The following is a 26,782-nucleotide window of genomic DNA, read 5'->3' on the forward strand; positions in this document are numbered from 1 at the left end:
GCGGCCCTCCGAACGGCCGTACCCGGCCGTCCGGGCGGGCTGCGCCGTCCGGGTGATCACCGGCGGGCGGGGCCGTAGGGTCGACCGCATGACGACCGAGAAGCCGCACGACACCTTCCCCCGGCAGTACGCCCGCACCGGGCGGTTCACCGCGGGGGCGCCCCGCTCGTTCAGCGTCTCCCCGGACGGCGCCCGGGTGCTGTTCCTGCGGGCCCGCCCCGAGGGCCGGCACGGCAACCTGCTGTGGCGGCTGGACGTCTCCACCGGCGCCGAGAGCGTGCTCGCCGACCCCGAGGTGCTGCTCGGCGGCGGCACCGAGGAGCTGTCCGACGCCGAGCGGGCCCGCCGCGAGCGCAGCCGGGAGACCTCCGCCGGCATCGTCGGCTACGCCCTGGACGCGGCCGGGCGCACCGCCGTCTTCGCGCTCTCCGGACGGCTGTTCGTGGTCGACACCACCACCGGCGCGGCCCGCGAACTGCCCGCCGCCGCCCCGCTGCTGGACCCGCGGCCGAGCCCCGACGGCACGCAGGTCGCCTACGCCACCCCCGGCGGCGAGCTGCGGGTGACCGCCGCCGACGGCAGCGGCGACCGGCTGCTGGCCGGGCCCGAGGGCGACGGGATCAGCTGGGGCCAGGCCGAGTTCATCGCCCAGGAGGAGATGGGCCGCACCCGCGGTTACTGGTGGGCCCCCGACGGCAGCGCGCTGCTGGCCGCCCGGGTCGACGACACCCCGGTGCGCCGCTGGTGGATCGCCGACCCGGCCAACCCCGGCCGCACGCCGGCCGAGATCGCCTACCCGGCGGCCGGCACGCCCAACGCCGAGGTCGGGCTGTGGCGACTCGGCCTGGACGGGGAGCGCACCGAGATCCGCTGGGACCGCGCCGCGCACCCGTACCTGGCCCGGGTGCACTGGTCGGCCGGCGGGCCGCCGCTGCTCCAGGTGCAGGCCCGCGACCAGCGCGAACAGCTGGTGCTGGCGGCCGACCCGGCCACCGGGGAGACCTCGGTGCTGGTCACCGAGCGGGACGCGGACTGGCTGGAGCTGTTCGGCGGGGTGCCGGTGCGCCGGGCCGACGGGGAACTGGTGCGGATCACCGACCGGGACGGCGTCCGGGTGCTGACCGTCGGCGAGAAGGCGCTCACCGACGCCGGGCTGCACGTCCGCTCGGTGCTCGGCACGGACGGCGAGCGGGTGCTGTTCACCGCCTCCGCCGGGGCCGCCGAGTTCGAGCGCCGCCCGCCCGGCTGGCTGGGCGTCTTCGAGGCCGGCCCGGACGGCGTGCGGGAGGTCGGCGAGGGCGCGCTCGGCGCGGTGCGCGGCGGGGGCACCACCGTGCTCACCACCGCCGACCCGATGCGCCCCGGCACCACCGTCACCGTGCACCGCGCGGGCGCCGAACCGCTGGTGGTCGCCTCGCACGCGGCCACCCCGCTGATCGCCGCCCGGCCGGTGTTCCGGTTCGCGGGCGAGCGGCGGATCCCCTGCGCGGTGCTGCTGCCCACCGGCTACGACCCCGACGTCGACGGGGAACTGCCCGTCCTGATGGACCCGTACGGCGGCCCGCACGGGCAGCGGGTGGTGCAGGCGCACAACCCGCACCTGGTGTCGCAGTGGTTCGCCGACCAGGGCTTCGCGGTGATCGTCGCGGACGGGCGCGGCACCCCCGGGCACAGCCCCGGCTGGGAGAAGTCGATCAGCCGGCGCACCGCCGAGGTCTCCGTCGAGGACCAGGTCGACGCGCTGCACGCGCTCGCCGAGGAGTTCCCGCTCGACCTGGCCAGGGTCGCCGTCCGCGGCTGGTCGTACGGCGGCTACCTGGCCGCCGCCGCGGTGCTCCGCGCACCGGACGTCTTCCACGCCGCGGTGGCCGGCGCGCCCGTCACCGAGCACGACCTGTACGACACCCACTACAGCGAGCGCTACTACGGCGACCCGAACACCGAACCCGAGTCGTACGCCGCCAACTCGCTGGTGGAGATGGCCCCTTCGCTGCGCCGGCCGCTGATGATCGTGCACGGTCTGGCCGACGACAACGTGGTGGTCGCGCACAGCCTGCGGCTGTCCACCGCGCTGCTCGCGGCCGGGCGCCCGCACACCGTGCTGCCGCTGTCCGGGGTGACCCACATGACCCCGCAGGAGCAGGTCGCGGAGAACCTGCTGCTGCTCCAGGTGCGGTTCCTGAAGGAGGCGCTCGGCCTGCTGTGACGGCCCTGTCACGGCCCCGCCCGTGACATCCGTCATGCGGACGTCACGACGGCGGGCACTGCCGCGGCCACCCCCGTCCCGGGGAACCTGGAGGAGTCGGAGAGAGACGGCCCTCGAAGGGACTTGGTGCAGATGGCGACGGGAACGGGGGAGGTCGCGGCCTTCCGGAACGTCAGCAAGAGCTACGGCCGGGTGAAGGCGGTGAACGGCCTCGACCTGGTGCTGCGACCGGGCGAGACGGTCGCCCTGCTCGGCCCCAACGGCGCGGGCAAGTCCAGCAGCCTCGACCTGCTGCTGGGCCTGCGCGAGCCGGACAGCGGCACGGTCGAGCTGTTCGGCGGCACCCCGCGGGCGGCGATCGCCGCCGGCCGGGTCGGGGCGATGCTGCAGAGCGGCGGCCTGATGACCGACGTCAAGGTCCGCGAGATCGTCGAACTGGCCTGCAAGGTCCACCCCCGCGGCCACGGCGTCGACGAGGTGCTCACCACCGCCGGGATCACCGAGATCGCCGACCGGCGGGTCGACAAGCTCTCCGGCGGCCAGGAGCAGCGGGTCCGGTTCGCCCTCGCGGTGGCCGGCGCCAACGACCTGATCGTCCTGGACGAGCCCACCACCGGCATGGACGTCTCGGTCCGCCGCCAGTTCTGGGACGCCATGCGCGCCCAGGCCGACGCCGGACGCACCGTGCTGTTCGCCACCCACTACCTGGAGGAGGCCGACTCCATCGCCGACCGGGTCCTGGTCCTGCACAAGGGCCGGCTGATCGCCGACGGCTCCTCCGCCGAGATCAAGGCCCGGGCCGGCGCCCGCCGGATCGGCTTCGAACTCCACCCCTCCGACGGCGGCGGCTTCGACGAGGCCCTGCTGCGCGCCCTGCCCGGCACCGTCGGCCTGGACGTCAGCACCCGCGCCGACGGCGTGAGCACCGTCCGGATCCGCTCCGCCGACGCCGACGCCGGCGTCGCCGCGCTCTACAAGGCGGGCCTGTACCCGCGCGGACTGGAAGTCACCAGCCTCGGCCTGGAACAGGCCTTCCTGACCATCACCGGCGAGCAGGACCGGGCCGAGAACGAAGAGGAGAACGCGCGATGACCACCCTGGTCCGGCTGGAGATCCTGCGCACCCTGCGCAACAAGCGGTACCTGATGTTCACCGTGCTCTACCCGGCGCTGCTGTACGTGTTCTTCATCAGCGCCTACGGCAGCGGCGGCACGGTGGCCGGCGGAGTCTCCGTCAAGTCGTACTTCATGGTCTCGATGGCCACCTTCGGCGCGGTCGGCGCCGTCCTGACCGGCTCCGCGCAGCGGATCTCGCTGGAGCGCAAGAGCGGCTGGACCCGCCAGCTGCGGCTCACCGCCCTGCCCGGCCGGGCCTACACCCTCGGCAAGATCGCCGCCTGCGCGGTCACCACGCTGCCCGCGATCCTGGTGGTCTTCGTGATCGGCGCGATCGAGGGCGTCGACCTCACCGCCGCCCAGTGGCTCGGCCTGGGCGCCGCGCTCTGGCTCGGCAGCTTCGTCTTCGCCGCGCTCGGCGTCGCCCTCGGCTACGCCGCCGAGCCGGACGCCGTCCAGCCCGTGGTGATGATCGTCTACATGCTGATGGCGCTGTTCGGCGGCACCTGGTTCCCGGTCAGCGACTCGCTGAAGGCCTACGCCCGGTTCAACCCGGTCTACGACTACAACCAGCTGGCCTCGTTCATCCACGGCCAGGGCGTGGCCGGCCTCCCGATCGCCGCGCTCGCCGCCTTCCTGGCGCTGTTCACCGCCGCCGCGGCCTACCTGTACCGCAAGGACGCCCGGCAGGCATGATGTCCCGCATGCAGACGTCCGCACCGGCCCGCCACCCCGACCAGACCGGGGAGGACGGGCCGGAGGGCCGTTGGACCACCTACCCCGGCGTGCCGGTGGACACCCGGCGGCAGCTGCTGGCCAAGCTCGCCTGGACCTCCATCTGGGCGCTCTACCTGGCCTACCCCGTCCAGGACCTGACCACCGGTCAGCACACCCCGGCGGCGAGCGTGGCCGGAGCGGTCGCGCTGGCCGTCTTCCTGGCCTGCTACCTGTCGCTGATCGTGATCCGCAACCACCCGGGCTTCCGGCAGGCCAGGCGGTACCTGCCGCTCGCCGCGATGGCCGTGATCGCCGTCACCACCTCGTACACCCTCGGCGAGGCCTGGCTGACCCTGTTCACGTACACCTCGGTGTGCGCCGCGGTGATCCTGCCCGGCCGGCTCGGGCTGGTCGGCGTGCTCGCCACCACCGGCGTCTTCGCCGTCGTCGGGCTCACCAGCCGCTCCGACACCGAGACCCTGGTCAGCATCGGCCTGCCCTGCCTGATGGCCGGACTCGCCATGCTCGCCATGCAGCGCCTGGTCGCCACCATGCGGGAGCTGCGCGAGGCCCGGGCCGCCGTCGCGCACCTCGCCGCCTCCGAGGAGCGGCTGCGGCTCGCCCGCGACCTGCACGACCTGCTCGGCCACTCGCTCTCGCTGATCGCCATCAAGGGCGAACTCACCGGACGCCTGATGGATGCCGGGAAGGCCGAGGCCGCCCGCGCCCAGGTCGCCGACATCGAACAGGTCGCCCGGCAGTCCCTGGCCGACGTCCGCAGCGCCGTCAGCGGCTTCCGCCGCCCCACCCTGCCGGTCGAACTCGCCGCCGCCCGCACCGCCCTGGCCGCCAGCCAGATCGAACTCGACGCCGACCCCCGGCTCGCCGAGGACCGCCCCGGCCTCGGCACCGAGGAGTCCGGCGTGCTCGCCTGGGCGCTGCGCGAGGCCGTCACCAACGTCGTCCGGCACGGCGCCGGGGCCACCCGGTGCGCCGTCCACCTCGACGAGACCTGGGAGGAGGACGGCCGCTACGCCGTCCTGGAGGTCGTCGACAACGGCGCCGGCCCCGGCAAGTCCGCCGCCGGCAACGGCCTCAGCGGCCTCGGCGAACGGCTGGCCCAGGTCGGCGGCCGGCTGGAGACCGCCGCCGCCAACCGCGGCAAGGGCTTCCGGCTGCGCGCCCTGGTGCCGCTGCGGCCCGGACCCAGCGGGGAATAGGCTGCCCGGCGTGACGGACGGAACGGATGCACGACCGGTGCGGGTGCTGCTCGCCGAGGACCAGGGCATGGTGCGGGAGGCGCTCGCCGCCCTGCTCTCGCTGGAGGGCGACCTGGAGGTGGTCGCCCAGGTGGCGCGCGGCGACGAAGTGGCCGCGGCGGTGACCGAACACCGGGTCGACGTCGCCGTCCTGGACATCGAGATGCCCGGCATGACCGGCATCGACGCCTGCGCGGAGGTCCGCAGGGTCCGCCCCGGGACGAAGGTCGTCATCGCCACCACCTTCGGCCGGCCCGGCTACCTGCGCCGGGCGATGGAGTCCGGGGCGGACGCCTTCCTGGTCAAGGACGCCCCCGCGGCCGAACTCGCCGAAGCCATCCGGCGGGTGCTGCGCGGCGAGAAGGTCATCGACCCCACGCTGGCCGCCGCCGCCCTCTCGGAGGGCGCCAACCCGCTCACCGGCCGCGAGCGCGACGTCCTCGCCGCCGCCGCGGACGGCGCGGTCAACGCCGACATCGCGGCCCGGCTGCACCTGTCCGAGGGGACGGTGCGCAACTACCTGTCGATGGCGATCCAGAAGACCGCCGCCCGCAACCGGGCCGAGGCGGTCCGGGTCGCCCGGGAGAAGGGCTGGCTGTAGGGGAGCCGGCGGTCAGTTGAGGCGGTGCCGGGCCGACCTCGCCTCCAGCCGGACCTTCGCCGCGCTCTCCGGGTCGAAGGCGTCCAGGATCTCCGCGTAGGCGTCCATCTCGGCGGCACCGGACAGGAAGTCGCCGGTCTTGACCAGCAACTCGGCCCGCTCCAGCCGGAGTTGGGCGGGGTGGCGGGGCAGCAGCAGGGCGAGCTCGGCCGCCCAGAGCTGGGTCCGGGCGTGCTCGGGGCGGTCGGCGGCCCAGCGCCGGATGTTGCCCAGCACGCGCAGCACGGTGTCCAACGGCTGCGCCGGGGTCAGCAGTTCGGGCGAGAACGGGTGGCCGGAGGCCGCGGACAGCCGCTCCACGTCCGGGATGTCGAGCAGCCGGCCGCCGTGGAACGGGTCGGCCAGCACGTACTCGTCACCGCCGCCCGGGTCGCCCACCGCGACGATGAAGTGCCCCGGCAGCGCGATGCCGTGCACCGTCAGCCCGGCCCGGGCGGCCACCGCCGACCAGACCAGCGAGAGCATGATCGGCAGCCCGCGGCGGCGCCGCAGCACCTCCGGCAGCAGCGAGGACTCCAGCCGCAGGTAGTCGGACTGCCGGCCGTGGAAGCGCTCGCGGCCGCCGAGGACCGCCGCGAGCAGCGCGGCGGTCTCCTCCGGCCCGCGCGGGCGGCGCTCGGCGACCGCCTCCCGGATCGCGGCGGCGTGCCGGTCCAGGGCGGCCTGACAAGCGGTCAGGAGGGCGTCCAGGGACGGCTGTTCGGCGCTGTCGCCGGGGTCGCCGAGGGTGTGCTCGGCGGCGGCGAGCAGGCACAGCAGCACCGGGTCGGGGTTCTCGCCCCGGGCTTCGGTGCGGAAGCGGGTTCTGCTCTGCTCGGTCACTGCGGCCTTCGGTTCAGCAGCGGTCGTGGCTCACTTCAGGTGGTGCACGCTACCGCTGGGGAAGGCGGGCGTAGTGGTAAGTGTGACTGGTCGTGAAGCCCAGCCGGTCGTAGAGCGCGATCGCGCCGTCGTTGTCGGCCTCCACCTGCAGGTATCCGCCGGTGGCGCCCTCCTCGGCGGCCCGGGCGGCCAGCGCGGCCATCACGGCGGTGGCCAGGCCGCGGCGGCGGGCGGCCGGGGCGACCTCGACCGCGCCGAAGCAGGCCCAGGCGCCGTCCACCACCAGCCGGCCGATGGCCAGCGGGGCGCCGTCCGGGCCGGGGACGCGGGCGAACCAGACCGAGGGCCCGCCGTGCACCACCGCGGTGGCGGCCGCCTCCAGGGCCGGGTCGCCGCCCACCCGGCGGTACAGCGCGAGCCACTCCGGCCCGGCGGTGCGGGCGAGGCGGACGTCCGCCGGGCGCCCGGCCCGGGCCAGCTCGCCGAGCGGGGCGGTGCGCACCAGGGTCGGGGCGAGGGCCGCGCCGAGCCGGTCCAGCTCGGCGGCCAGCGCGGGCGGCGCGCCGGGGGAGACCACCTCGACGTACGCGGGCAGCGAACGGGCCGCGTACCAGTCGCGCACCCGGTCCAGCGCCTCGTCCAGCGGCAGGCCCGGATCGCCCAGCGCCTGCACCGAGTTGGCCCGCCGGGTGAACCCGGACGAGGCGCGCAGCGTCCACTCGCCCAGCGGCTCCTGCTCGACGGCGGGCCAGCCGCGGGCGGCGGTGCGCTGCAGCTCCAGCGGGGTGGCCGCGGGGGCCGCCAGCCGCCGGGCCGGGAACGCCGGGACGGGCTTGCCGGCCACCAGCAGCTCGGCCGCGAAGCGCACCGGCGCGCCGGTGCGCGGCTCGACCGTCAACCCCGCGCCGTCCCACGAGGTGAGCACGCCGATCACATCGCGGAACACCGGACGTCCGTCCGCCACGCCGTCGACACGCCGGACCGAGACGCGTCGTCCCACGTCAGACGGGTCTATCCGGACCTCCGGACGGGCCTCCAGCGGCACTGGGCCGACCATCAACCGCACCTCCTGTGCATTTGCGTCCCCCGACCCGCGATACTAGGGGCGGGCATCGACGGCGCCGCGCGCACCGCGCGACCGAGTAAACAGTAGGGCGGCAGCCCTTCCGAGGAGGAACGACAGCGTGACCTACGTCATCGCGCAGCCTTGTGTCGACGTCAAGGACAAGGCGTGCATCGAAGAGTGCCCCGTGGACTGCATCTACGAGGGCGAGCGGTCCCTCTACATCCACCCGGACGAGTGCGTGGACTGCGGAGCCTGCGAGCCGGTCTGCCCGGTCGAGGCGATCTTCTACGAGGACGACACCCCGGAGGAGTGGAAGGACTACTACAAGGCGAACGTCGAGTTCTTCGACGACCTGGGCTCGCCCGGCGGCGCCTCCAAGCTCGGCCTGATCGAGCGCGACCACCCGTTCATCGCGGCGCTGCCCCCGCAGAACGCCGAACACTGAACCGATCGGTGGCATCCACGCTGTGAGCACCAACGACAGCGCGCACGCGCCGCTCCCGGGACACCCGGGGGCGGCGCGCCGCGTCTCCGACCGCCTGCCGGTCTTCCCGTGGGACAAGCTCGAACCGTACAAGCGCACCGCCCTGGCCCACCCGGACGGACTCTGCGACTTCTCCGTCGGCACCCCCGTGGACCCGGTGCCCGAGCTGATCCAGCAGGCCCTGGCCGCGCACACCGACACGCCCGGCTACCCCACCGTGTGGGGCCCGCTGTCGCTGCGCGACGCGATCGCCGGCTGGCTGGGCCGCCGCTGCGGCGCCGAGATCGGCCCCGAGGCCGTCCTGCCCACCGTCGGCTCCAAGGAGCTGGTGGCCTGGCTGCCCGGCCAGCTCGGCCTCGGCCCCGGCGACCAGGTCGCCTACCCGAAGCTCGCCTACCCCACCTACGAGGTCGGCGCGCTGCTGTGCGGCGCCGAGCCGGTCGCCTACGAGGACGTCGCGGAGCTGGACGGCTCCAAGGTCCGGCTGCTGTGGCTGAACTCGCCGTCCAACCCCACCGGGCGGGTGCTGGACGCGGCCGAGCTGCGCCGCGCCGTCGCCTGGGCCCGGGAGCACCGGGTGCTGCTGGTCAGCGACGAGTGCTACCTCGAACTCGGCTGGGAGGCCGAGCCGGTGTCGGTGCTGCACCCGTCGGTCTGCGACGGCTCGCACGAGGGCCTGCTGGCCGTGCACTCGCTGTCCAAGCGCTCCAACCTGGCCGGCTACCGGGCGTCCTTCGTGGCCGGCGACCCGGTGGTGGTCGCCGAGCTGCTGGAGATCCGCAAGCACGGCGGCATGATCGTGCCCGCGCCGGTGCAGGCCGCCACCGCGGCCGCCCTCGCCGACGACGCGCACGTCGCCGAGCAGCGGGCCCGGTACGCCCAGCGGCGCAGCGCGCTGCGGGCCGCGCTGGAGGCGTACGGGTTCCGGATCGAGCACTCCGAGGCGAGCCTGTACCTGTGGGCGACCCAGGACAAGCCGTGCTGGGAGAGCGTGGCCGAACTCGCCGAGCTGGGCATCCTGGTGGCCCCCGGCGACTTCTACGGCCCGGCCGGCGACCGGTTCGTGCGGGTGGCGTTCACCGCCACCGACGAGCGGGTGGCCTCGGCCGTGGAGCGGCTCAAGCGCTGAGCGCGCGCGGCGCACGACGACGGGAGGGGCGGAGCCGGCCGGCTCCGCCCCTCCCGTCGTCGTGCATCGCGCGCCGCGCCGGGCGCCGCGGGTCAGCCGATCGGCAGGCCGCCGCCGCCCACGCCGCCGAGCAGGCCGCCGACCGGGCCCAGCGCGCCGGTCAGGCCGCCCAGCGGGCTGCCGCCGCCCAGCGCGGGCACGCCGCCCAGGCGGTTGGCGGACTCGTGCTCGGTCAGGCCCGCGACGGCGCCCCCGACCGGCAGCGACTGGACGGCGCCGGTGACCGGGCCGAGCTTGTCGGCGGCCGGCAGGCTCTGGGTGAGCTTGTCCGCGGGCAGCGCCTTGGCCACGGTGGCCAGCGGGCTGGCGGCGGCCTTCTGGCCGGCCGGGACGACCTTGTCGGTGACCGCCGGGCCGACCTTCTCCTCGACCGCCGGGGCGACCTTGCCGGTGAGCGTGTCGAGCGAGCCGGTCAGCTGCCCGGCCTTGCCGACCGGGCCGAGCTTGCCGAGCGCGTCGTCGGTGGACGGCAGGTTGTGCGCGACGGTGCTGCCCGCCGCGTCGGCGGCCGCCGGGCCGCCCGCCGCCAGGGTCGCGGCGCCGGTGGTGCCGACCACGTGGCCCAGCTCGTGGGTGGCCCCCTGCACCGTGTCACCCGAGTTGGGGACGTCGGCCAGCTTGGTCACGCCGGCGCCCAGGTCGGTCTGCGGCACCACCTCGGTGGCGGAGGCGGCGCCCGCGGCCGCGAACGGCGCCGCGGTGGCGGCGACGAGCAGCGCGGCCTGGGCGATCCGGCGCGTGAGGGGGAGGGACATGGTGCTCCTAAGAAGTGAGGTCGACGGTCCGCCGGGCGGCCGGCGCGGGGCCGACCCGTCCGGCGGGCGACGTGTATGACCGCAAGAGCACCGGGAAGGTTTCGGCCGGTCAAGGTCAAGGGTTGGCAAAGATCGGACGATCCTTTTTCGGGTCCGGCGGGCGGACCGCCCGGGCGGCGGACCGCGCAGAACCGTCACTTCCCTTGCGGGCCGCGCCCTGCGGCGGACGGCGGCGCACCGGCCCGCGGACCGCCCGCCGACCGGCCCGCCGTCAGCGGGAGTTGACGCGAATCACCCGGTGGGCGGTCACCCGCGCACCAGTGCGTCAACGCACCGCCGGGGCGTCACTTCTTCTTGACCGGCTCGCCCAGCGTCACCAGCACCCGGTCCGAGGGCGCGTCCGCCAGCGGCTTCCAGCCCTGCCCGGGCCGGTCCACCCGCCACACCTTGCCGTCGTACGCGACCTGGCCGATGCCCAGCTCGGCGGCCTGCGCCACCGACCAGTGCGCCAGCGCCCAGCCGGTCTGCCCGGGCCCGCCGGCGCCCGCCGTGCTCGCGGTCGGCTGCGGGGTGAACGCCAGCACCTCGCGCGGGTCCTTGGCCGCCTTCTGGGCGCCCGCCACCGACACCGCCTTGCCGAACTCCCGGCGCACCCGCTCCGAGAGGTTCGCCGCCGTCGGCGCCTGCTCGGCCGGGTCGGTCGGGCTCGGCGCGGGCAGCGCGTGCACCACGCAGTCCAGCGAGGCCGGCTCGCGGCCGGTCAGCACCGAGGACAGCAGCGTCGCGTCGTTCTCGTGCTTGGCGTACGCCTGCGGGTAGCCGCTGCGCTGCACCTGCTGGGCGGCGTCGGTCAGCGGCATCTGCGCGTACCCGTCCACCTTCACCAGCGCGTCCAGGAACTTGTTGGTCGCGTACACCGGGTTCATGATCTGCTCGACGGTGCCCCAGCCCTGCGAGGGGCGCTGCTGGAACAGGCCCACCGAGTCCCGGTCGCCGCCCTCCAGGTTGCGCAGCTTCGACTCCTGGATGGCCGTCGCCAGCGAGATGGTCACCGCCCGCTCCGGCAGGCCGCGGGACATCGCCACCGCCGTGATGGTGGCCGCGTTCGCCGCCGCCGTGAGCTCCAGCGTCCCCGAGCCGGCCGCGGTGGTGATGGTGCAGCCCTCGTCCGGGGGCGAGATCTTGTCCCGGTTCAGCCACACGATCAGGCCGCCGACCACCGCCAGCGCCAGCACCCCGACCAGCACCCGCCGCCACGGCCGCCGGCGCGGCGCCTCGTACGCGGCGTCCGCCGGGTCGTAGTCGGCGTCCTGCGCGTCGTAGTCGGCGTCCTCGGCCACGGGTGGCCCCCTTCCCTGGTTGGTGCGGTCGCAGCGGTCCCGGCCCGGCGCGCGCTGTTCGCGGACACCGTAACCGCTCGGACGGCCGTACGGGTCCGCGCGGTTGCGCGGCCGCCCGCGGCGGGGGCCGGCGGCGGCGGACAGGACCGGCAACCTTACCGATCGGGCCGCGCCGTATCGATAGGGTGGCCGCCATGAGCAGCCCGAACGAGCCCCTCGACCTGACCCTCGACGGCGGCGCCCTGACCGCCCGCCTCGTCGACTTCCCGTCCGTCAGCGGTGAGGAGACCGCCCTCGCGGACGCCGTCGAGACCGCGCTCCGGGCCTTCCCGCACCTCACCGTCGACCGCTACGGCAACAACGTGGTGGCCCGCACCCACTTCGGCCGGGACGAGCGGGTGGTGCTCGCCGGGCACCTGGACACCGTGCCGATCGCCGACAACGTGCCCTCGCACGTCGAGGGCGACCTGCTCTACGGCTGCGGCACCTCCGACATGAAGTCCGGCGTCGCCGTGCAGCTGCGGCTCGCCGCCACCCTCACCGCGGCCAACCGGGACGTCAGCTACGTCTTCTACGACTGCGAGGAGGTGGAGGCCGACCGCAACGGCCTCGGCCACCTGTTCGCCGTCCACCCCGACTGGCTGGCCGGGGACTTCGCCGTCCTGATGGAGCCCAGCGGCGCCGTCGTCGAGGGCGGCTGCCAGGGCAGCCTGCGCGCCGACATCACGCTCACCGGCGTCCGGGCCCACGCCGCCCGCAGCTGGCTCGGCGACAACGCCATCCACAAGGCCGCCGAGGTGCTGCGCCGGCTCGCCGAGTACCAGCCGCGCCGGGTGGAGATCGACGGCCTGGAGTACCGCGAGGGCCTGAACGCCACCCGGATCGACGGCGGCGTCGCCGGGAACGTCATCCCCGACGAGTGCCGGATCCACGTCGCCTTCCGGTTCGCCCCCGACCGCACCCTGGAGCAGGCCGAGGAGCACCTGCGGTCGGTCTTCGAGGGCTACCAGCTGGAGATCGTGGACGCCTCGCCCGCCGCGCTGCCCGGCCTCGGCCTGCCCGCCGCGCGGGACTTCCTGGCCGCCGTCGGCGGCGAGCCCCGGGCCAAGTTCGGCTGGACCGACGTGGCCCGGTTCTCCGCGCACGGCGTCCCCGCCGTCAACTACGGCCCCGGCGACCCGAACCTGGCCCACAAGCGCGAGGAGCACTGCTCGCTCGCCGCGATCGCCGAGGTCGAGCAGCGGCTGCGGGACTGGCTCACCGCGTAGCGCGGCGGGGCCCTCCGGCCGGGCCGGAGGGCCGGTGGAGTCGGGCGGTGGAGTCGGGCGGGGTTCGCCCGACTCCCGCCTGGGCGACGGCTGTTATTTACCTCGGATCGCGCCTCGTCAGGCGTAGGGTTTCGTCATGACAGCCAACGGAGATGAACCCGTCCGCCGGCAGAAGAAGCCGTGGCCCGAGAAGCGCAAGGGCCCCGTGCTGCTGCGGCGCGACCAGGTCGAGACGAGTACGACGGACCAGCGGCTGCTGGACACCACCGGGCCCACCGACTGGTTGCACACCGACCCGTGGCGGGTGCTGCGGATCACCTCGGAATTCGTCGAGGGCTTCGGCGCGCTCGCCGAACTCCCCACCGCCATCAGCGTGTTCGGCTCGGCCCGGACGCCGGTCGGCTCGCCCGAGTACGAGGCCGGGGTGGAGATCGGCCGGGCCCTGGCCGAGGCCGGCTACGCGGTGATCACCGGCGGCGGCCCCGGCGCGATGGAGGCCGCCAACAAGGGCGCCACCGAGGCCGGCGGGCTGAGCGTCGGCCTGGGCATCGAGCTGCCCTTCGAGCAGGGCCTGAACGAGTACGTCGACCTGGGCCTGAACTTCCGCTACTTCTTCGTCCGCAAGACGATGTTCGTGAAGTACGCCCAGGGCTTCGTGGTCCTCCCCGGCGGGCTCGGCACCCTGGACGAGCTGTTCGAGGCGCTCACCCTGGTGCAGACGAAGAAGGTCACCCGGTTCCCGGTCATCCTGTTCGGCAGCGCCTACTGGGGCGGGCTGGTGGAGTGGCTCACCTCCACCCTGGTCGCCCAGGGCAAGGCCAACCCGGCCGACCTCGAACTGTTCCACGTCACCGACGACGTGACCGAGGTGCTGAAGATCCTGGACGCCGCGCGCGGCCCGAAGGGCACCCCGCGTAGCGCGGGTGGCGGCGGGCCGCCGCGGCGCGCGGTGACGGGCCGTCAGGCCAGCCCCCGGCGGGCCGCCGCCGGGGGGCGGGTGCCGCGGATCGAGGCCACCATGTCCAGCACCTGGCGGGTCTCGGCGACCTGGTGCACCCGGTAGACCTGCGCGCCCAGCCAGGCCGAGACCGCCGTGGTGGCCAGGGTGCCGAGCAGCCGCTCGTCCACCGGCTTGTCCAGGGTCTCGCCGACGAAGTCCTTGTTGGAGAGCGAGACCAGCACCGGGAAGCCGGTCGCGGTCATCTCCGGCAGCCGCCGGGTCGCCTCCAGCGAGTGCCGGGTGTTCTTCCCGAAGTCGTGCCCCGGGTCGATGATCAACCCGTCGCGCCGCACGCCCAGTTCGAGCGCCCGCTCGGCCAGGCCGACGGTCACCGCCAGGATGTCCGCCATCACGTCCTCGTACCCCACCCGGTGCGGACGGGTGCGCGGCTCGGCGCCGCCCGCGTGCGTGCACACCAGGCCCGCGCCGTACCGGGCCGCGACCTCCGCCAGCTTCGGGTCGAAGCCGCCCCAGGCGTCGTTCAGCAGGTCCGCGCCGACCTCGCAGACCGCCTCGCCGACCTCGTGCCGCCAGGTGTCCACGCTGATCACCGCGTCCGGGTGGCGCTTGCGCAGCTCCGCCACGAACGGCACCGTGCGGCGCAACTCCTCCTCCACCGTGACCTCTTCGCCCGGACCGGCCTTCACCCCGCCGATGTCCAGGATCGCCGCGCCCTCGGCCACCGCCCGGTCCGCGGCCGCGAACGCCGCCTCGTCCGCGAAGGTCGCCCCCCGGTCGAAGAACGAGTCCGGGGTGCGGTTCACGATCGCCATGACGACCAGCTCGTCCGGGCCGAACTCCCGCGTGCCGAGGCGTAGTGCCACCGGTGTCTCCTCCTCAGCGCTCCCGGGTGCAATGATGGGCCCCGGCCTGTACAGGGACCATGATCCCACCGTAGCCCTCGCGGGCGGGCCGAAGCCGACCGGGAACTGCCGGGAACTGACGGAGGACAGCTCGTGTTCGTGGTGATCGTGATCGCGATGGCCCTGGTGGTCGGCGGCGCCGCAGTGGTGGCGCTGGGCGGCGGCGGAACGCTGCCCGAGGCCGAACACGACCGGCTCGCCGTGCGCCTCCCGCAGGACCGCGCGCTCAGCCGCACCGACGTCGACGAGCTCCGCCTCCCGATGGCGCTGCGCGGCTACCGGATGGACGAGGTCGACGACCTGCTCGACCGCCTCGGCGCCGAACTCTCCCTCCGCGACGCGCGGATCGCCGAACTCGAGGCCGTCGGCGCGGTCCGCGGCTCGGTGGCCGCCACCGAGGGCGCGACCGGCGAACCGCTGCCCGGGCTGGAGTCCTTCACCGCCGTCCTGGAGAAGGCGCCGCAGGGCCCGGCGACCGGCGAGGTCACCGCGGACGCGGAGGGCGGCGTCACCGAGGCCACCGACCTGGTCGCGGACCAGGACGCGGACACCGCCGCGGGCCCGGCCGCCACCGAGCGGAAGGGCGACCGGGCGTGACCGGTGCGGTCCTCGGGGCCGACGGGCTGCGGCGCTGCGGCTGGGGGGACTCGGCCGAGGACTACCGGGCCTACCACGACACCGAATGGGGCCGCCCGGTCCACGGCGACCGGGCCCTGTTCGAGCGGATCACCCTGGAGGCGTTCCAGTCCGGGCTGTCCTGGATCACCATCCTGCGCCGCCGCGAGGGCTTCCGGACGGCCTTCCGGGGCTTCGACCCGGCGGCGGTCGCCGAGTTCGACGACGCCGACGTCGAACGGCTGCTCGCGGACACCGGGATCATCCGCAACCGCGCCAAGATCCTGGCCACCGTGGCCAACGCGAAGGCGGCCCGGGCGCTGGCCGACGGCGAACTCGACACCCTGGTCTGGAGCCACGCCGGCGACCCCGCCCGCCCCGCCCCCCGCACCCTCGCGGACGTGCCCGCGGTGACCCCCGGGTCGACGGCGCTGGCGAAGGACCTCAAACGGGCCGGCTTCCGCTTCGTCGGACCGACCACCGCGTACGCGCTGATGCAGGCCTGCGGACTGGTGAACGACCACCTCGCCGACTGCCACGCCCGGTAGCCCCGCGGCCGCCCGGCCGACCACGGACCTTGCCCGGCCCCCTCCCGCCGCGCGCAGTTCCCTGCGCCCCTGGCAGGCGGGGGCCGGGCGGGGAGCAGGGGCCCGGGGAGGGCTAGCGGCCGGTGAAGGCGGGCTTCTCCTTGGCGAGGAAGGCGTCGACGGCGATGGTGTGGTCCGCGCTGTTGCCGGCGAGGGTCTGGAGTTCGTCCTCCTTGTCGAGGAGTTCGTCGAGGGAGTGCGAGGCGGCGTAGGCGAGGGAGGCCTTGATCGCGCCGTAGGCGACGGTGGGGCCGTTGGCCAGGGTGAGGGCGAACTCGCGGGCGGCGGCGGCGAGTTCGGCAGCGGGGAGGACGCGGGTGGCGAGGCCGAGGGTGAGGGCCTCGTCGGCGCGGACGGTGCGGGGGAGCATCAGGAGCTCGGTGGCCCTCGCGTGGCCGACCAGCCGGGGGAGGGTCCAGGAGGCGCCGGAGTCGGCGGTGAGGGCGACCCCCGCGAAGGAGGTGTTGAAGCCCGCGGTGTCGGCCAGCAGCCGGAAGTCGCAGGCGAAGGCGAGCGAGGCCCCGGCGCCGGCGGCGATGCCGTTGACGGCGGCGACGGTGGGCTTGCGCATCCCGGCCAGGGCGCGGACCAGCGGGTTGTAGTGCTCGCCGACGGTGCGCAGCGCGCCCTCGCCGGTCTCGCGCTGGCGCTGGAGCAGGCCGACGTGCTCCTTGAGGTCCTGGCCGACGCAGAAGGCCTTGTCGCCGGCGCCGGTGAGCAGCACGGCCCGGACGTCGGGGTCGGTGGCGGCGGTGGTGACGGCGTCCCGGAGGGCGACCTTGGTGGGGACGTCGAGGGCGTTCATGGCGGCGGCGCGGTCGATGGTGAGGACGGCGAGGGCGCCGTCGCGCTCGTAGCGGACGGTGTCGGACATGGGTGAGGGCTCCCCGGGTCGCGGTGGCTGTCGTGGGCCAGCATGCCGGTTCGCGGCCGGGCGGGGGAGTGTGAGGTGCCGCACCTCCGGAGGGCGTGTCGGAGTGCGGCGCGATGCGGCTTTCGGCAGGTAATCGGCGCTTTTCGGCTGGTTGGCGAAGGTTGGCGCAGAGAGTGATGTTGGTCATCCAGCGGTTGCATGCGGGATAATGGCTTCCGATCAATGCGTTCGATACCGGCGGTGGACGGACTGTCCGGTGCGTACCTGAACGGTTGCAGGAAGGGGAACGAGCATGGCGGCCATGAAGCCGCGGACGGGTGACGGCCCGCTGGAGGTCACCAAAGAGGGGCGGGGCATCATCATGCGAGTTCCGCTCGAAGGGGGCGGGCGCCTGGTGGTGGAGCTGACGCCGGACGAGGCGGACGCTCTGGGCGAGGCCCTCAAGAAGGCCTGCGGCTGATCTGCAGGTGGTGACCCCGCACCTCCCCGGCGATCGGCGAGGTGCTCGACGGGCCCGGCTCCCCGCTGCGGGGGCCGGGCCCGTTCCGCGTGTCCGGGCTCGTTCCGCGTGTCCGGCCCCGTTCCGCGTGTCCGGCCCGGGGCGGTCAGCGCTTGACGGCGCAGAGCAGCCCGTCCGAGACCGGGAGCAGGGCGGGCAGCAGGGTGTCGCTCTCCCGGATGTCGGCGACCAGGTCGCGCACGGCCCGGGTCTGCGGGTCGTCGGCCTCGGGCTCGGCGAGCCGGCCCTCCTGGAAGACGCCCTCGAAGCAGACCACGCCGCGCGGGCGCAGCAGCCGCACCGCCTCGGTGAGGTGGAAGCCGGAGTCGGCCGGGTCGCCGTCGCAGAACACCAGGTCGTACTGGCCGTCGGCGAGCCGGGGCAGCACGTCCCGGGCCCGGCCGGGGATGCAGCGGGCCCGGTTGCCGGCGAACCCGGCGGCCCGGTACGCCTCGCGGGCGTACTGCTGGCGGACCGGCTCGGCGTCGACGGTGGTGAGCACCCCGTCGGGGCGCATGCCGCGCAGCAGGTAGACGCCGGAGACGCCGGTGCCGGTGCCGATCTCGACCACCGCCTTGGCGTCCAGCGCGGCGGCCAGCAGCCGCAGCGCGGCGCCGCCGCTGGGGCCGATCGCGCGTATGCCGGTGCGGGCCGACTGGGCCCGGGCGTAGGTCAGCACCGCGTCCTCGCCGACGTAGGTGTCGGCGAGGGCCGCTCGCTGGGGCCCGAACTCGGTGATGGCTGCCTCTTCCGGAGCGCCGGTGCCGACCCAAGTCGACAAATTCCAGCGACAGACTACTGGCCGCCCGGGAACCGCGTTCGACGGCTGGCCGTTGAACTGCTACGGGCGGCCGGACCGTCCGGGGCGGTCGCTGTTCGACGGCTCTTATCCGGGCTTGACGGGTGAGGTGGATATGGTGGTGGCTCTGCTGGGCAGAAGAGCCGACCGAGGAGGTGTGGCCGAGGGCGACGTCCCTGTGCAGCGGCACCCCCGCGGCCTCACGTCGATCCGTACGCCGAAGCCCGTGATGAACCAGTCTGTGCACTCCCCCCTGGACAAGTCGACCGCAGCCGACGACTCGGTGGCCGGGGCCGCCGGCACGCTCGCGTCCTTCGCGGAGGGGCCCGACGCGCAGAGCTGGACGCCGCCCAGCTGGGAAGAGATCGTCGAGGCGCACAGCGCCCGGGTCTACCGCCTGGCCTACCGGCTGACGGGCAACCAGCACGACGCCGAGGACCTCACCCAGGAGGTCTTCGTCCGGGTGTTCCGCTCGCTGTCCACGTACACCCCCGGCACCTTCGAGGGCTGGCTGCACCGGATCACCACCAACCTGTTCCTGGACATGGTCCGCCGCCGCCAGCGGATCCGCTTCGACGCCCTCGCCGAGGACGCGGCGGAGCGCCTGGCCAGCCGCGAGCCCAGCCCCGCCCAGCACTTCAGCGACACCCACTTCGACGCGGACGTCCAGCAGGCGCTGGACACCCTCGCCCCGGAGTTCCGGGCCGCCGTGGTGCTCTGCGACATCGAGGGCCTCTCGTATGAGGAGATCGCCGCCACCCTCGGGGTGAAGCTCGGCACCGTCCGCAGCCGGATCCACCGCGGCCGCTCGCACCTGCGCGCGGCCCTCAAGCACCGGGCGCCGAACGCCGCCGCGGGCCGTTCGCGCCGGGGCGGTTCCGCCGAGCCCGTGCCGGTCGGCGCCGAGCAGGCCGTCAGCGACCGGAGGGGGTCATGAGCGATCGCGCCCCCGAGCGCGCGGACACCACCGGCCGCCCGCGCTGGGCGCCGCTGCGCCGCGCCGAGCAGGCGGCGGCGGGGCCCGAGTTGCGTCCGCTGGCGGTCCGTCCGGTCGAACCGGCCGCCGAGGAGCACCACCTGGGCGACCGGCTGTCCGGGTACCTGGACGGCGAGTTGGGCCACGACGCCCGCGAGCGGGTCCAGGCCCACCTGGCGACCTGCCCGGACTGCCTGGCCGAGGCCGAGCAGGCCCGGTCGGTCAAGCGCGCGCTGAGCGAGTCCGCCCCGCCCGGCCCGTCGTCGGCCCTGATGGCCCGGCTGCTGGCCGTCGCCGCGCTGCCCGAGGACGAGCCCGGCCAGGACGGCCCGCCGGGCCCCGGCGGCGGCGTGTTCGGCGCCAGCCGGCTCACCGGCGGCTCGTTCGGCCGCGGATCGGGCTTCGGCGGCGGCGCGCTCGGCGCGGACGCCCCGATACCCGGGATCGACCCGCGGGCCGGCCTGTTCGGCGCCCGCCCGTCCGCCCTGCCGCGCCGCGAACCGGACGCGGACGTCCGCCCGCTGGCCGCCGGCCTCGGCGAGCTGCCGGTCTCCCGGCCGCCCGCGCGCGGGCGCCGGCTGGTGTTCGCCGCCGCCGGGGCGTTCTCGGTCGCCGCGGTCACCCTCGGCGGGGTCGGCGGCGTCACCGCCGGGCAGAGCCCGAGCCGGCAGCCCAGCAGCGTCACCCCGGTCGGCGGCTCGATCGTCCCGGTCAACGCCCAGCAGCCGGTCAACCCCCCGCAGCAGGTCGACGAGTACCCGCTGCGCGCCCGGTACCAGCTCAGTCCGCCCACGCCCACCGGTGACCCGCGCCAGCTCCTGCGCTAGCCTGCCTTCACCGGCACGCCGTCGACGCCGGTCACCCGGGTGGTCTTTACCACGGTTTCATCCTCCGGGGGCCGGGGGAACGGCCGACCGCGTTTACCCTTGGTTCAGCGTTGTCGGGTGCTGGGAGTTCAGGTGTTCGGAGACATAGGCGGACTGGAGGTCGTGACGATCGTCGTCATGGCCATCGTGATCTTCGGCCCGGACAAGCTCCCCAAGCTGATCCAGGACACGATGGGCTTCATCCGCAAGATCCGCTCCTTCGCGGACAGCGCGAAGGAGGACATCCGGAGCGAACTCGGGCCGGAGTTCCAGAACTTCGACTTCGAGGACCTCAACCCGAAGACCTTCGTCCGCAAGCAGCTGCTCGGCGACGGCGACGACCCGCTGGGCCTCAAGGACCTCAAGGACAGCGTCGACCTCAAGTCCGCGCTGAACGGCGACCCCGCCCCGACGCCCACCGCCTCGGTCGACTTCAGCAAGAGCGCCAGCCCCGGCCCGGCCCTGGCCGCCGGCGAGCGCCCCCCGTTCGACCCCGACGCCACCTGAGGACGCCCCTCCTCCCCGCGACGCCCCGTCCTGCTCCGGCAAGGCGGGGCATCGTCGTCCGCGCCGCTAGGGTGTCACTACCCTCCCCGGACGGCGGACCCGTGGGCTCCGTCACGCCGGGCCGCGCACCGGCCCGGTTCCCCGGACGGGAGGGCCCGGGTGCGCGACCATGGGACGCCCGGGGAGCACAGCTGAGGAGAGGCCCGCAGTGGACGCCACGCACCGTACCGGAGGCACTGCCGCCGCCGCCCGCCGCGCCACCGACCCGCTGGCCGGCTACCACGCCGCCGACTTCCCCTGGTACGGGCTCGACGAGGGCTGGACCGGCCGCCGCTGGCTCGGCCAGGTCGGCACCGGCCAGCGCGGCGCCGACACCGGCGCCCCCGACTACGGCACCCTCGGCCACGGCGACGAACCCGCCCGCGGCCCCGAACCCCGCGACACCCGCCGGTTCGCCGTGGTGGTCACCGTCGCCCGCCGCGAGGTGCGCCGCAGCGCCGACAACACCGGCACCCTCGAAGCGACCTCCGCCTCCTCCGCCGCCTGGCTGGCCGGCTCCGGCCTGCTCGCCGCGACCTGGCCCGGCAACCTCGACCGCACCCTGCGGCAGAACTGGCTCGACCAGCAGTCCGCCCTCGCCTGGGACCTGGCCGACGACCTCGACGGCCCCGCCTGGACCTCGCTCACCCTCCCGGTCAACGGCCTCCCGCAGCCCTTCCGCTACCGCGAGTCCGAACACGGCTGGGTCCTGGCCGGCGAGGCCCCCGGCGTGCTGATCGGCGCCTACGGCCGCTCGGTCTCCGCGTACGGCGTCGGCTTCACCGCCGTCACCGACCTGGGCAGCTACGACGGCCGCTGAGGCCCGGCGGAACCGACCCCCGTGCAGATCTCCTTCGCCACCGCCCCCGGCCACCCCGACCGCCCGAACGAGGACCTCGTCCTGGCCGGCCCCGACACCGTCCTGGTCCTCGACGGCGCGGGCCTGCCCGACGGCACCGCGACCGGCTGCGCGCACGGCGTGCCCTGGTTCGTCCGCACCCTCGGCGCCGAACTGCTCCACCGCACCCCCGACGGCTACTGGGTGGCCGGCCCCGACCCCGCCGCCGCCCGGCACGCCCTCACCGGCACCGCCCCCTGGACCGCCCTGCGCGGCGCCGCCCTGCTCACCGACGGCGCCGCCCGCCCCGTCGACGACTTCGCCACCACCGACTGGCCCGGCCTCCTCACCCTCCTCCGGGACACCGGCCCGCAATCCCTCATCGACCACACCCGCGCCCTGGAACGCACCGACCCCCACCACACCCGCTGGCCCCGCACCAAGACCCACGACGACGCCACCGCCGCCCTGCTCCGCCCCTGAAACGCCGGAACCGGCCCCGGGACACTCGCCCGGAGCCGGTCGCGGCCGGAAGGACCGTCAGAACTTGTTCTTCGGGGTCAGGCCCAGCGAGAGGCCCGAGAGGCCGCGCTGGCGGCCGGAGAGCTTGCCGGCGATGGTGCGCAGGGCGGCGCCGGCCGGGGACTCGGGGTTGGAGAGGACGACCGGGCGGCCGTCGTCGCCGCCCTCGCGGAGGCGGACGTCGATCGGGATGGAGCCGAGGACGGGGACGGTGGCGCCGACGGTGCGGGTGAGGGCGTCGGCGACGGTCTGGCCGCCGCCGGTGCCGAAGACGTCGATCATCTCGTCGCAGTGCGGGCAGGGCATGCCCGACATGTTCTCGATGACGCCGACGATCTTCTGGTGGGTCTGCAGGGCGATGGTGCCGGCCCGCTCGGCGACCTCGGCGGCGGCCATCTGCGGGGTGGTGACGATCAGGATCTCGGCGTTCGGGACGAGCTGGGCGACCGAGATGGCGATGTCGCCGGTGCCGGGCGGCAGGTCGAGGAGGAGGACGTCGAGGTCGCCCCAGTAGACGTCGGCGAGGAACTGCTGGAGGGCGCGGTGCAGCATCGGGCCGCGCCACACCACCGGGGCGTTGCCCGGGGTGAACATGCCGATCGAGATGACCTTCACGCCGTTCGCCGACGGCGGCATGATCATGTCCTGGACCTGGGTCGGCCGGCCCTCGACGCCCAGCATCCGGGGCACGCTGTGGCCGTAGATGTCGGCGTCCACCACGGCGACCTTCAGCCCGTCCGCGGCCAGCGCCGCCGCCAGGTTGACCGTCACCGAGGACTTGCCGACGCCGCCCTTGCCGGAGGCCACCGCGTACACCCGGGTCAGGGTGCCGGGCTTGGCGAACGGGATCTCCCGCTCGGGGGCGCCGCCGCGCAGCAGCTGCGACAGCTCGCGGCGCTGCTCCTCGCTCATCACGTCGAGCTCGACGGAGACGGAGGAGACCCCCGGCACCGCGGAGACCGCGTCGGTGACCCGCTGGGTGATCGTCTCGCGCATCGGACAGCCGGAGACGGTGAGGTACACCGCGACCTTCACCGCGCCGCCGTCGCCGATCTCGACGGATTTCACCATGCCGATCTCGGTGATCGGACGGTTGATCTCCGGGTCGTGGACGGTCGCCAGGGCTTCCTGGACGGACTGCTCCGTCACCCCGGCCGCCACCTCTGTCTCGTTGGCCATGTGTTGATGGTACGGCGCGGCACCTCGCGTCCGACTCGCTGCGGGCGTGCCGCCGGTCACAACGTGTCGGCGGACTCCCGGCGGTCGTCCAGTTCCTTGAGCAGGGCCTGCAGTTCGGCGCGGACGCCGCCCAGTTCGGAGGTGATGAAGGCGCGGGTGGCGACCTCGCCGAGCCCCTGGCGCAGCGCCGCGACCTCGCGGGTCAGGTACTCGGTGTCGGCGATGTTGCGGTCGCTGCGGGCCCGGTCCTGCTCCATGTTGACCCGGTCCCGGTCGTCCTGGCGGTTCTGCGCGAGCAGGATCAGCGGGGCCGCGTACGAGGCCTGCAGGGAGAGCACCAGGGTGAGGAAGATGAACGGGTAGCCGTCGAAGTGGACGGCCGTCGGCAGCAGGGTGTTCCACACCACCCAGACGACGATCACCACCGTCATCCAGACGATGAACCGCCCGGTGCCCAGGAAGCGAGCGATCCGCTCGGACAGCTTGCCGAACGCCTCCGGGTCCCAGGCCGGCAGCCGGATCAGCCCGGGGCGGCCGGTGCGCGGCTGGTCCAGCCGGGAGCGCGGGCCGCCGGCCGCCGGCCGCTCCTCGCGGCGGCCGCGCTGCTCCCGGGCCCGCAGCTCGCGCAGCTGCCGCAGTTCGCGCAGCTCGCCCTGGATCCGCTGGCCCGGGCCGCTGTTCTCGTCGCGCCGCTTGCGGTCACCGTCCACTGTGCACCTCGTCCGTCTCCGTTCCGATGCCGTGCGCGGTGCCCTCGCGCCAGTCCTCGGGCAGCAGGTGGTCCAGCACGTCGTCCACCGTGACGGCGCCCAGCAGGTGGTCGTCCTCGTCCACCACCGGCGCCGCCACCAGGTTGTACGTGGCCAGGTAGGAGGTGATGAGCGGCAGCGGGGTGTTCGGCGGCAGCGGGTCCAGGTCGTCGTCGACCAGCGAGCCGACCAGGGTGTACGGGGGTTCGCGCAGCAGCCGCTGGAAGTGCACGGTGCCCAGGTACGTCCCGGTCGGGGTCTCGTTCGGCGGGCGGCACACGTACACCTGGGCGGCCAGGGCCGGCTTGGTGTCGGAGACCCGGACCCGGGCCAGCGCCTCGGCCACCGAGGCGTCCGGCTCCAGCACGATCGGCTCGGTGGTCATCAGCCCGCCCGCGGTGTCCTCCTCGTAGGAGAGCAGGCGGCGCATCTCCTCGGCCTCGGCCGGTTCCATCAGCCGCAGCAGGCGTTCGGCGTCGGCCTCCGGGAGTTCGGAGAGCAGGTCGGCGGCGTCGTCCGGGTCCATGGTCTCCAGGATGTCGGCGGCGCGTTCCTCCTTCAGCTTGCCGATGATCTCCACCTGGTCGTCCTCCGGCAGCTCCTCCAAGACGTCGGCCAGCCGGTCGTCGTCGAGCGCGGCGGCGACCTCGGCCCGGCGCTTCGCCGACAGGTGGTGCATGACGTTGGCCAGGTCGGCCGGCCGGAGCTGTTCGAAGGTGGCCAGCAGGTTGGCCGCGCCCTGGCCCTCCTCGGTCAGCGAGAACCCGGTCACCGCCGACCAGTCGAGCAGCAGCTGCTCGCCCTTCGCCTTCCGGAGCCGGCTCGGGCGCCCGACCTGCACGAACACCTTGTCGATCTCCCACTCGCGCAGCCGGGTCTGCACCATCGCCACGTCCAGGACGGTCACCTCGGCGGCGGTCTTGGTCCGGGTCACGGTGCGGTCCAGCAGTTCGGCCAGCACCAGCGTCTCGGACGGGCGCTGCTCGAACCGGCGCATGTTCAGCAGCCCGGTGGACAGCACCTGGCCGGACTCCAGGCTGGTCACCCGGGTCATCGGCAGGAAGATCCGCCGCCGCCCGATCACCTCCACCACCAGCCCGAGCACCCGCGGCGGGCGCCCGCCCAGCCGCAGCGAGACCACGACGTCCCGGACCCGGCCCACCTGGTCCCCGTTCGGGTCGAAGACCGCGACCCCGGAGAGGTGGGAGATGAAGACCCGCCCGCCAGGCCCCGCCATACGAGACTCCCTCCGGGAAACGGACACAACCCCCCAAATCTAGCCGCAGCCGGGGAGGGTGACGCGTCGGCACGAGCGGGCGGGCGCGAAGCCGCGGGGAGGGGGACGCGGGACGGCGCCGCGTCGGCGTCAGCGCTTGCGCTTCTTGAGGAGCAGCTTGGGCAGCCCCGCCGGGGCCGGCTGCCGGGTGGTCGCGGCGGTGGGCAGCGGCGCGGCGGCGAGGGCGTCGTCGGGGAGCGGGGCGAGCGGGCCGTCGCCGGGGGTGAGGCGCAGGACGTGGCACTCGCGGGCCCAGCGGTCGCCGATGGTGTCGGTGTCGGGGGCGTTGAGGCGCTTGCCCTTGAGCTCCTCGACGGCGCCGTCCCAGGCGGGGGTGCCGGGTTCGAGGCGGGTGACGGCGGCGGTGAGGGCGGCCAGCCGGCCCCACTTGTCCTTGCTGCGCAGCGTGACCACGGCGGAGGAACTGGCGGCGAGCCCGTGCAGGGGCTGTTCGGAGCCGTCGCCGACGACGACGATCGCGCCGTCGTGCCAGGCGTGCCAGAGCGGGCGGGCGTGCGGCTGGCCGGCGGCCTGGACCCAGAGCAGGCCGGACTTCTTGGCGGCTTCCTCCACCAGGGCCCGGTCGAGGAAGTCCGTCGGGCTCGCGGTCGTCGTACGCTCCATGCCGCACAGCGTACGGCCTGGGGTGTCCGCGGCCGGTCCCATCCCCCGGACGACAGTGCCGTAACTGCCGGACAGCCCTTACCGTATAGGCCGTCCACCCCACTGCCCGAAGGAGCGCCGTGACCGCCGTCAGCACCACCGCCCCCGCCGCACCCCCGGCGCTCGGGGAACGACGGCACCTGCCGCGCACCGACCTGCTGCTGCTGGCGGTGTCGATCGCGGGCATCTCGCTGTCCGCGCCGCTGATCAGCGCGACGGCCGCGCCCGCGCTGGCGATCGCGTTCTGGCGCAACGGCATGTCGGTGGCGGTGCTCGGCCCGTACGCGCTGTGGCGGCACCGGGCCGAGCTGCGCGGCATCCCGCGGCGGGCGCTGCTGCTGGCGGTGGCGGCGGGCGCGCTGCTGGCGCTGCACTTCGCGCTGTGGATGCCCAGCCTGCGGATGACCTCGGTGGCCTCGGCGACCGCGCTGGTGACCACGACCCCGCTGTGGACGATCCTGCTGATGCGGCTGTTCGGGGTGCGGGCGCCGCGGCTGGTGTGGCTGGGCACGGGCCTGGCGTTCGCGGGCGTGCTGGTGCTGACCGGCGTCGACCTGGCGGTCTCGACGCGGGCCCTGCTGGGCGACGGCCTGGCGCTGGCGGCGGGCGCGGCGGCGGCCGGGTACATGCTGCTGGGCGCGGAGGTGCGGCGCACCGTGTCGACCACCGCGTACACCCTGGTCTGCTACGCGACCTGCGCCCTCGTGCTGCTGGCCCTCTGCCTGCTGACCGGCGTCCGGATGGGCGGCTGGTCGGCGGGCGCGTGGTGGCAGATCTTCCTGCTGATGGTGGCGGCGCAGCTGCTCGGGCACTCGCTGAGCAACCGGGTGGTGCGCACCCTGGGCCCGTCGATCACCTCGACGGCGATCCTGCTGGAGACCCCGGGCGCGGCGCTGATCGCCGCGGTGTGGCTGGGCCAGTGGCCGCCGGCCGCGGCCTACCCGGCGGTGGGGCTGATCCTGCTGGGCCTGGTGCTGGTGGCCCGGGCGGAGCGCCGCTGACGCCCCGCCCGCCCCGGGCCCGGCGCGCGCCCCGCCCGCTGCGGGCT

The 26,782-nt window shown here is 74.8% G+C and carries 28 protein-coding genes and 1 pseudogene; 18 read left to right on the forward strand and 11 right to left on the reverse strand.

Annotated elements, in window-relative coordinates; genetic code table 11:
- The first annotated feature begins 88 nt into the window (after positions 1-88).
- The 5 genes from OU787_RS20585 to OU787_RS20605 all read left to right on the forward strand — a co-directional run bounded on the left by OU787_RS20585 (position 89) and on the right by OU787_RS20605 (position 5,898).
- Positions 89-2,206, forward strand: a complete 2,118-nt coding sequence (locus tag OU787_RS20585) for a S9 family peptidase (protein WP_030459918.1) — start codon at positions 89-91, stop codon at positions 2,204-2,206.
- 132 nt (positions 2,207-2,338) lie between these two features.
- Positions 2,339-3,298 carry an ABC transporter ATP-binding protein gene (locus tag OU787_RS20590; RefSeq protein WP_035955108.1) on the forward strand — a complete coding sequence of 320 codons (960 nt, stop codon included), beginning with the start codon at positions 2,339-2,341 and terminating at the stop codon, positions 3,296-3,298.
- Complete coding sequence (locus OU787_RS20595) at positions 3,295-4,017, forward strand: ABC transporter permease (protein ID WP_030459920.1); 723 nt, start codon at positions 3,295-3,297, stop codon at positions 4,015-4,017. The genes OU787_RS20590 and OU787_RS20595 overlap by 4 nt, the downstream gene beginning before the upstream one ends.
- Before the next feature lie 8 nt (positions 4,018-4,025).
- Positions 4,026-5,258, forward strand: coding sequence for a sensor histidine kinase (locus tag OU787_RS20600; RefSeq protein WP_030459921.1), 1,233 nt, complete (start codon positions 4,026-4,028; stop codon positions 5,256-5,258).
- Between the two features lie 10 nt (positions 5,259-5,268).
- Entirely contained in the window at positions 5,269-5,898 is a 630-nt protein-coding gene (locus tag OU787_RS20605) for a response regulator transcription factor (RefSeq protein WP_030459922.1), read from the forward strand.
- A 12-nt stretch (positions 5,899-5,910) separates the two neighbouring features.
- On the opposite strand, the gene OU787_RS20610 is transcribed toward OU787_RS20605, so the two are convergent.
- Positions 5,911-6,780, reverse strand: coding sequence for a transglutaminase-like domain-containing protein (locus OU787_RS20610; protein ID WP_030459923.1), 870 nt, complete (start codon positions 6,778-6,780; stop codon positions 5,911-5,913).
- Between the two features lie 49 nt (positions 6,781-6,829).
- Positions 6,830-7,837: a GNAT family N-acetyltransferase gene (locus tag OU787_RS20615; protein WP_030459924.1), complete on the reverse strand. Its 1,008-nt coding sequence runs from the start codon at positions 7,835-7,837 to the stop codon at positions 6,830-6,832.
- A gap of 127 nt (positions 7,838-7,964) precedes the next feature.
- Between OU787_RS20615 and fdxA the strand changes: the two genes are divergently transcribed.
- Positions 7,965-8,291 (forward strand): ferredoxin, encoded by a 327-nt coding sequence (fdxA, locus tag OU787_RS20620; RefSeq protein WP_030459925.1) that lies wholly within the window; start codon positions 7,965-7,967, stop codon positions 8,289-8,291.
- A gap of 22 nt (positions 8,292-8,313) precedes the next feature.
- Positions 8,314-9,459 (forward strand): succinyldiaminopimelate transaminase, encoded by a 1,146-nt coding sequence (gene dapC, locus OU787_RS20625; protein ID WP_051816894.1) that lies wholly within the window; start codon positions 8,314-8,316, stop codon positions 9,457-9,459.
- Positions 9,460-9,551: 92 nt separating this feature from the next.
- Here the strand turns inward: dapC and OU787_RS34835 are convergent, their stop codons facing one another.
- Together OU787_RS34835 and OU787_RS20635 are read right to left on the reverse strand one after the other, a co-directional pair.
- Positions 9,552-10,274 (reverse strand): hypothetical protein, encoded by a 723-nt coding sequence (locus OU787_RS34835; RefSeq protein ID WP_051816895.1) that lies wholly within the window; start codon positions 10,272-10,274, stop codon positions 9,552-9,554.
- Between the two features lie 344 nt (positions 10,275-10,618).
- On the reverse strand, positions 10,619-11,614 hold the full coding sequence (locus OU787_RS20635; protein WP_030459928.1) for a hypothetical protein: 996 nt from the start codon (positions 11,612-11,614) through the stop codon (positions 10,619-10,621).
- 194 nt (positions 11,615-11,808) lie between these two features.
- Here OU787_RS20635 and dapE point away from each other — a divergent pair, with 194 nt between their 5' ends.
- Together dapE and OU787_RS20645 are read left to right on the forward strand one after the other, a co-directional pair.
- Positions 11,809-12,882, forward strand: a complete 1,074-nt coding sequence (gene dapE, locus OU787_RS20640; RefSeq protein WP_030459929.1) for a succinyl-diaminopimelate desuccinylase — start codon at positions 11,809-11,811, stop codon at positions 12,880-12,882.
- A gap of 136 nt (positions 12,883-13,018) precedes the next feature.
- Positions 13,019-13,780 (forward strand): annotated as a pseudogene (locus OU787_RS20645) (TIGR00730 family Rossman fold protein); the annotation flags it as partial.
- 62 nt (positions 13,781-13,842) lie between these two features.
- On the opposite strand, the gene folP reads toward OU787_RS20645, so the two are convergent.
- Positions 13,843-14,655 (reverse strand): dihydropteroate synthase, encoded by an 813-nt coding sequence (gene folP / locus OU787_RS20650; protein WP_051816906.1) that lies wholly within the window; start codon positions 14,653-14,655, stop codon positions 13,843-13,845.
- 183 nt (positions 14,656-14,838) lie between these two features.
- On the opposite strand from folP, the gene OU787_RS20655 reads away from it, so the two are divergent.
- The gene (locus tag OU787_RS20655) at positions 14,839-15,342 is read left to right on the forward strand and encodes a DivIVA domain-containing protein (RefSeq protein ID WP_063759610.1); all 504 of its coding nucleotides are present in this window, start codon (positions 14,839-14,841) and stop codon (positions 15,340-15,342) included.
- Positions 15,339-15,908, forward strand: a complete 570-nt coding sequence (locus OU787_RS20660) for a DNA-3-methyladenine glycosylase I (RefSeq protein WP_030459933.1) — start codon at positions 15,339-15,341, stop codon at positions 15,906-15,908. Before OU787_RS20655 ends, OU787_RS20660 begins: the two co-directional genes overlap by 4 nt.
- A gap of 112 nt (positions 15,909-16,020) precedes the next feature.
- On the opposite strand, the gene OU787_RS20665 is transcribed toward OU787_RS20660, so the two are convergent.
- Positions 16,021-16,821 carry an enoyl-CoA hydratase/isomerase family protein gene (locus tag OU787_RS20665; RefSeq protein WP_030459934.1) on the reverse strand — a complete coding sequence of 267 codons (801 nt, stop codon included), beginning with the start codon at positions 16,819-16,821 and terminating at the stop codon, positions 16,021-16,023.
- A 292-nt stretch (positions 16,822-17,113) separates the two neighbouring features.
- Between OU787_RS20665 and OU787_RS20670 the strand changes: the two genes are divergently transcribed.
- The gene (locus OU787_RS20670; protein ID WP_014137929.1) at positions 17,114-17,281 is read left to right on the forward strand and encodes a DUF3117 domain-containing protein; all 168 of its coding nucleotides are present in this window, start codon (positions 17,114-17,116) and stop codon (positions 17,279-17,281) included.
- A 145-nt stretch (positions 17,282-17,426) separates the two neighbouring features.
- Here OU787_RS20670 and OU787_RS20675 read toward each other — a convergent pair whose 3' ends face one another.
- Positions 17,427-18,101, reverse strand: a complete 675-nt coding sequence (locus OU787_RS20675; protein WP_369794946.1) for an O-methyltransferase — start codon at positions 18,099-18,101, stop codon at positions 17,427-17,429.
- A gap of 247 nt (positions 18,102-18,348) precedes the next feature.
- On the opposite strand from OU787_RS20675, the gene sigE reads away from it, so the two are divergent.
- The 5 genes from sigE to OU787_RS20700 all read left to right on the forward strand — a co-directional run bounded on the left by sigE (position 18,349) and on the right by OU787_RS20700 (position 21,828).
- Positions 18,349-19,056, forward strand: a complete 708-nt coding sequence (gene sigE, locus OU787_RS20680; RefSeq protein WP_078914669.1) for an RNA polymerase sigma factor SigE — start codon at positions 18,349-18,351, stop codon at positions 19,054-19,056.
- Positions 19,053-19,922: a zf-HC2 domain-containing protein gene (locus OU787_RS20685; RefSeq protein WP_051816896.1), complete on the forward strand. Its 870-nt coding sequence runs from the start codon at positions 19,053-19,055 to the stop codon at positions 19,920-19,922. The genes sigE and OU787_RS20685 overlap by 4 nt, the downstream gene beginning before the upstream one ends.
- Positions 19,923-20,054: 132 nt before the next feature.
- Positions 20,055-20,468, forward strand: a complete 414-nt coding sequence (locus OU787_RS20690; protein WP_030459938.1) for a sec-independent translocase — start codon at positions 20,055-20,057, stop codon at positions 20,466-20,468.
- A 169-nt stretch (positions 20,469-20,637) separates the two neighbouring features.
- Positions 20,638-21,327 (forward strand): hypothetical protein, encoded by a 690-nt coding sequence (locus tag OU787_RS20695; protein ID WP_107066530.1) that lies wholly within the window; start codon positions 20,638-20,640, stop codon positions 21,325-21,327.
- Between the two features lie 21 nt (positions 21,328-21,348).
- Entirely contained in the window at positions 21,349-21,828 is a 480-nt protein-coding gene (locus OU787_RS20700; RefSeq protein WP_268660249.1) for a hypothetical protein, read from the forward strand.
- Between the two features lie 57 nt (positions 21,829-21,885).
- On the opposite strand, the gene OU787_RS20705 is transcribed toward OU787_RS20700, so the two are convergent.
- The 4 genes from OU787_RS20705 to OU787_RS20720 form a co-directional block, all read right to left on the reverse strand.
- Positions 21,886-23,046 (reverse strand): Mrp/NBP35 family ATP-binding protein, encoded by a 1,161-nt coding sequence (locus OU787_RS20705; protein ID WP_030459941.1) that lies wholly within the window; start codon positions 23,044-23,046, stop codon positions 21,886-21,888.
- Positions 23,047-23,102: 56 nt separating this feature from the next.
- The gene (locus OU787_RS20710; RefSeq protein WP_369794949.1) at positions 23,103-23,705 is read right to left on the reverse strand and encodes a DUF1003 domain-containing protein; all 603 of its coding nucleotides are present in this window, start codon (positions 23,703-23,705) and stop codon (positions 23,103-23,105) included.
- A gap of 40 nt (positions 23,706-23,745) precedes the next feature.
- The gene (locus OU787_RS20715) at positions 23,746-25,032 is read right to left on the reverse strand and encodes a magnesium transporter MgtE N-terminal domain-containing protein (RefSeq protein WP_030459943.1); all 1,287 of its coding nucleotides are present in this window, start codon (positions 25,030-25,032) and stop codon (positions 23,746-23,748) included.
- 129 nt (positions 25,033-25,161) lie between these two features.
- The gene (locus OU787_RS20720; RefSeq protein ID WP_030459944.1) at positions 25,162-25,695 is read right to left on the reverse strand and encodes a hypothetical protein; all 534 of its coding nucleotides are present in this window, start codon (positions 25,693-25,695) and stop codon (positions 25,162-25,164) included.
- A gap of 119 nt (positions 25,696-25,814) precedes the next feature.
- Between OU787_RS20720 and OU787_RS20725 the strand changes: the two genes are divergently transcribed.
- Positions 25,815-26,735: a DMT family transporter gene (locus OU787_RS20725; protein ID WP_030459945.1), complete on the forward strand. Its 921-nt coding sequence runs from the start codon at positions 25,815-25,817 to the stop codon at positions 26,733-26,735.
- Positions 26,736-26,782: the final 47 nt, after the last annotated feature.

The organism is Kitasatospora sp. YST-16 (assembly GCF_026802215.1).
GTDB classification, from domain to species: domain Bacteria; phylum Actinomycetota; class Actinomycetes; order Streptomycetales; family Streptomycetaceae; genus Kitasatospora; species Kitasatospora cineracea.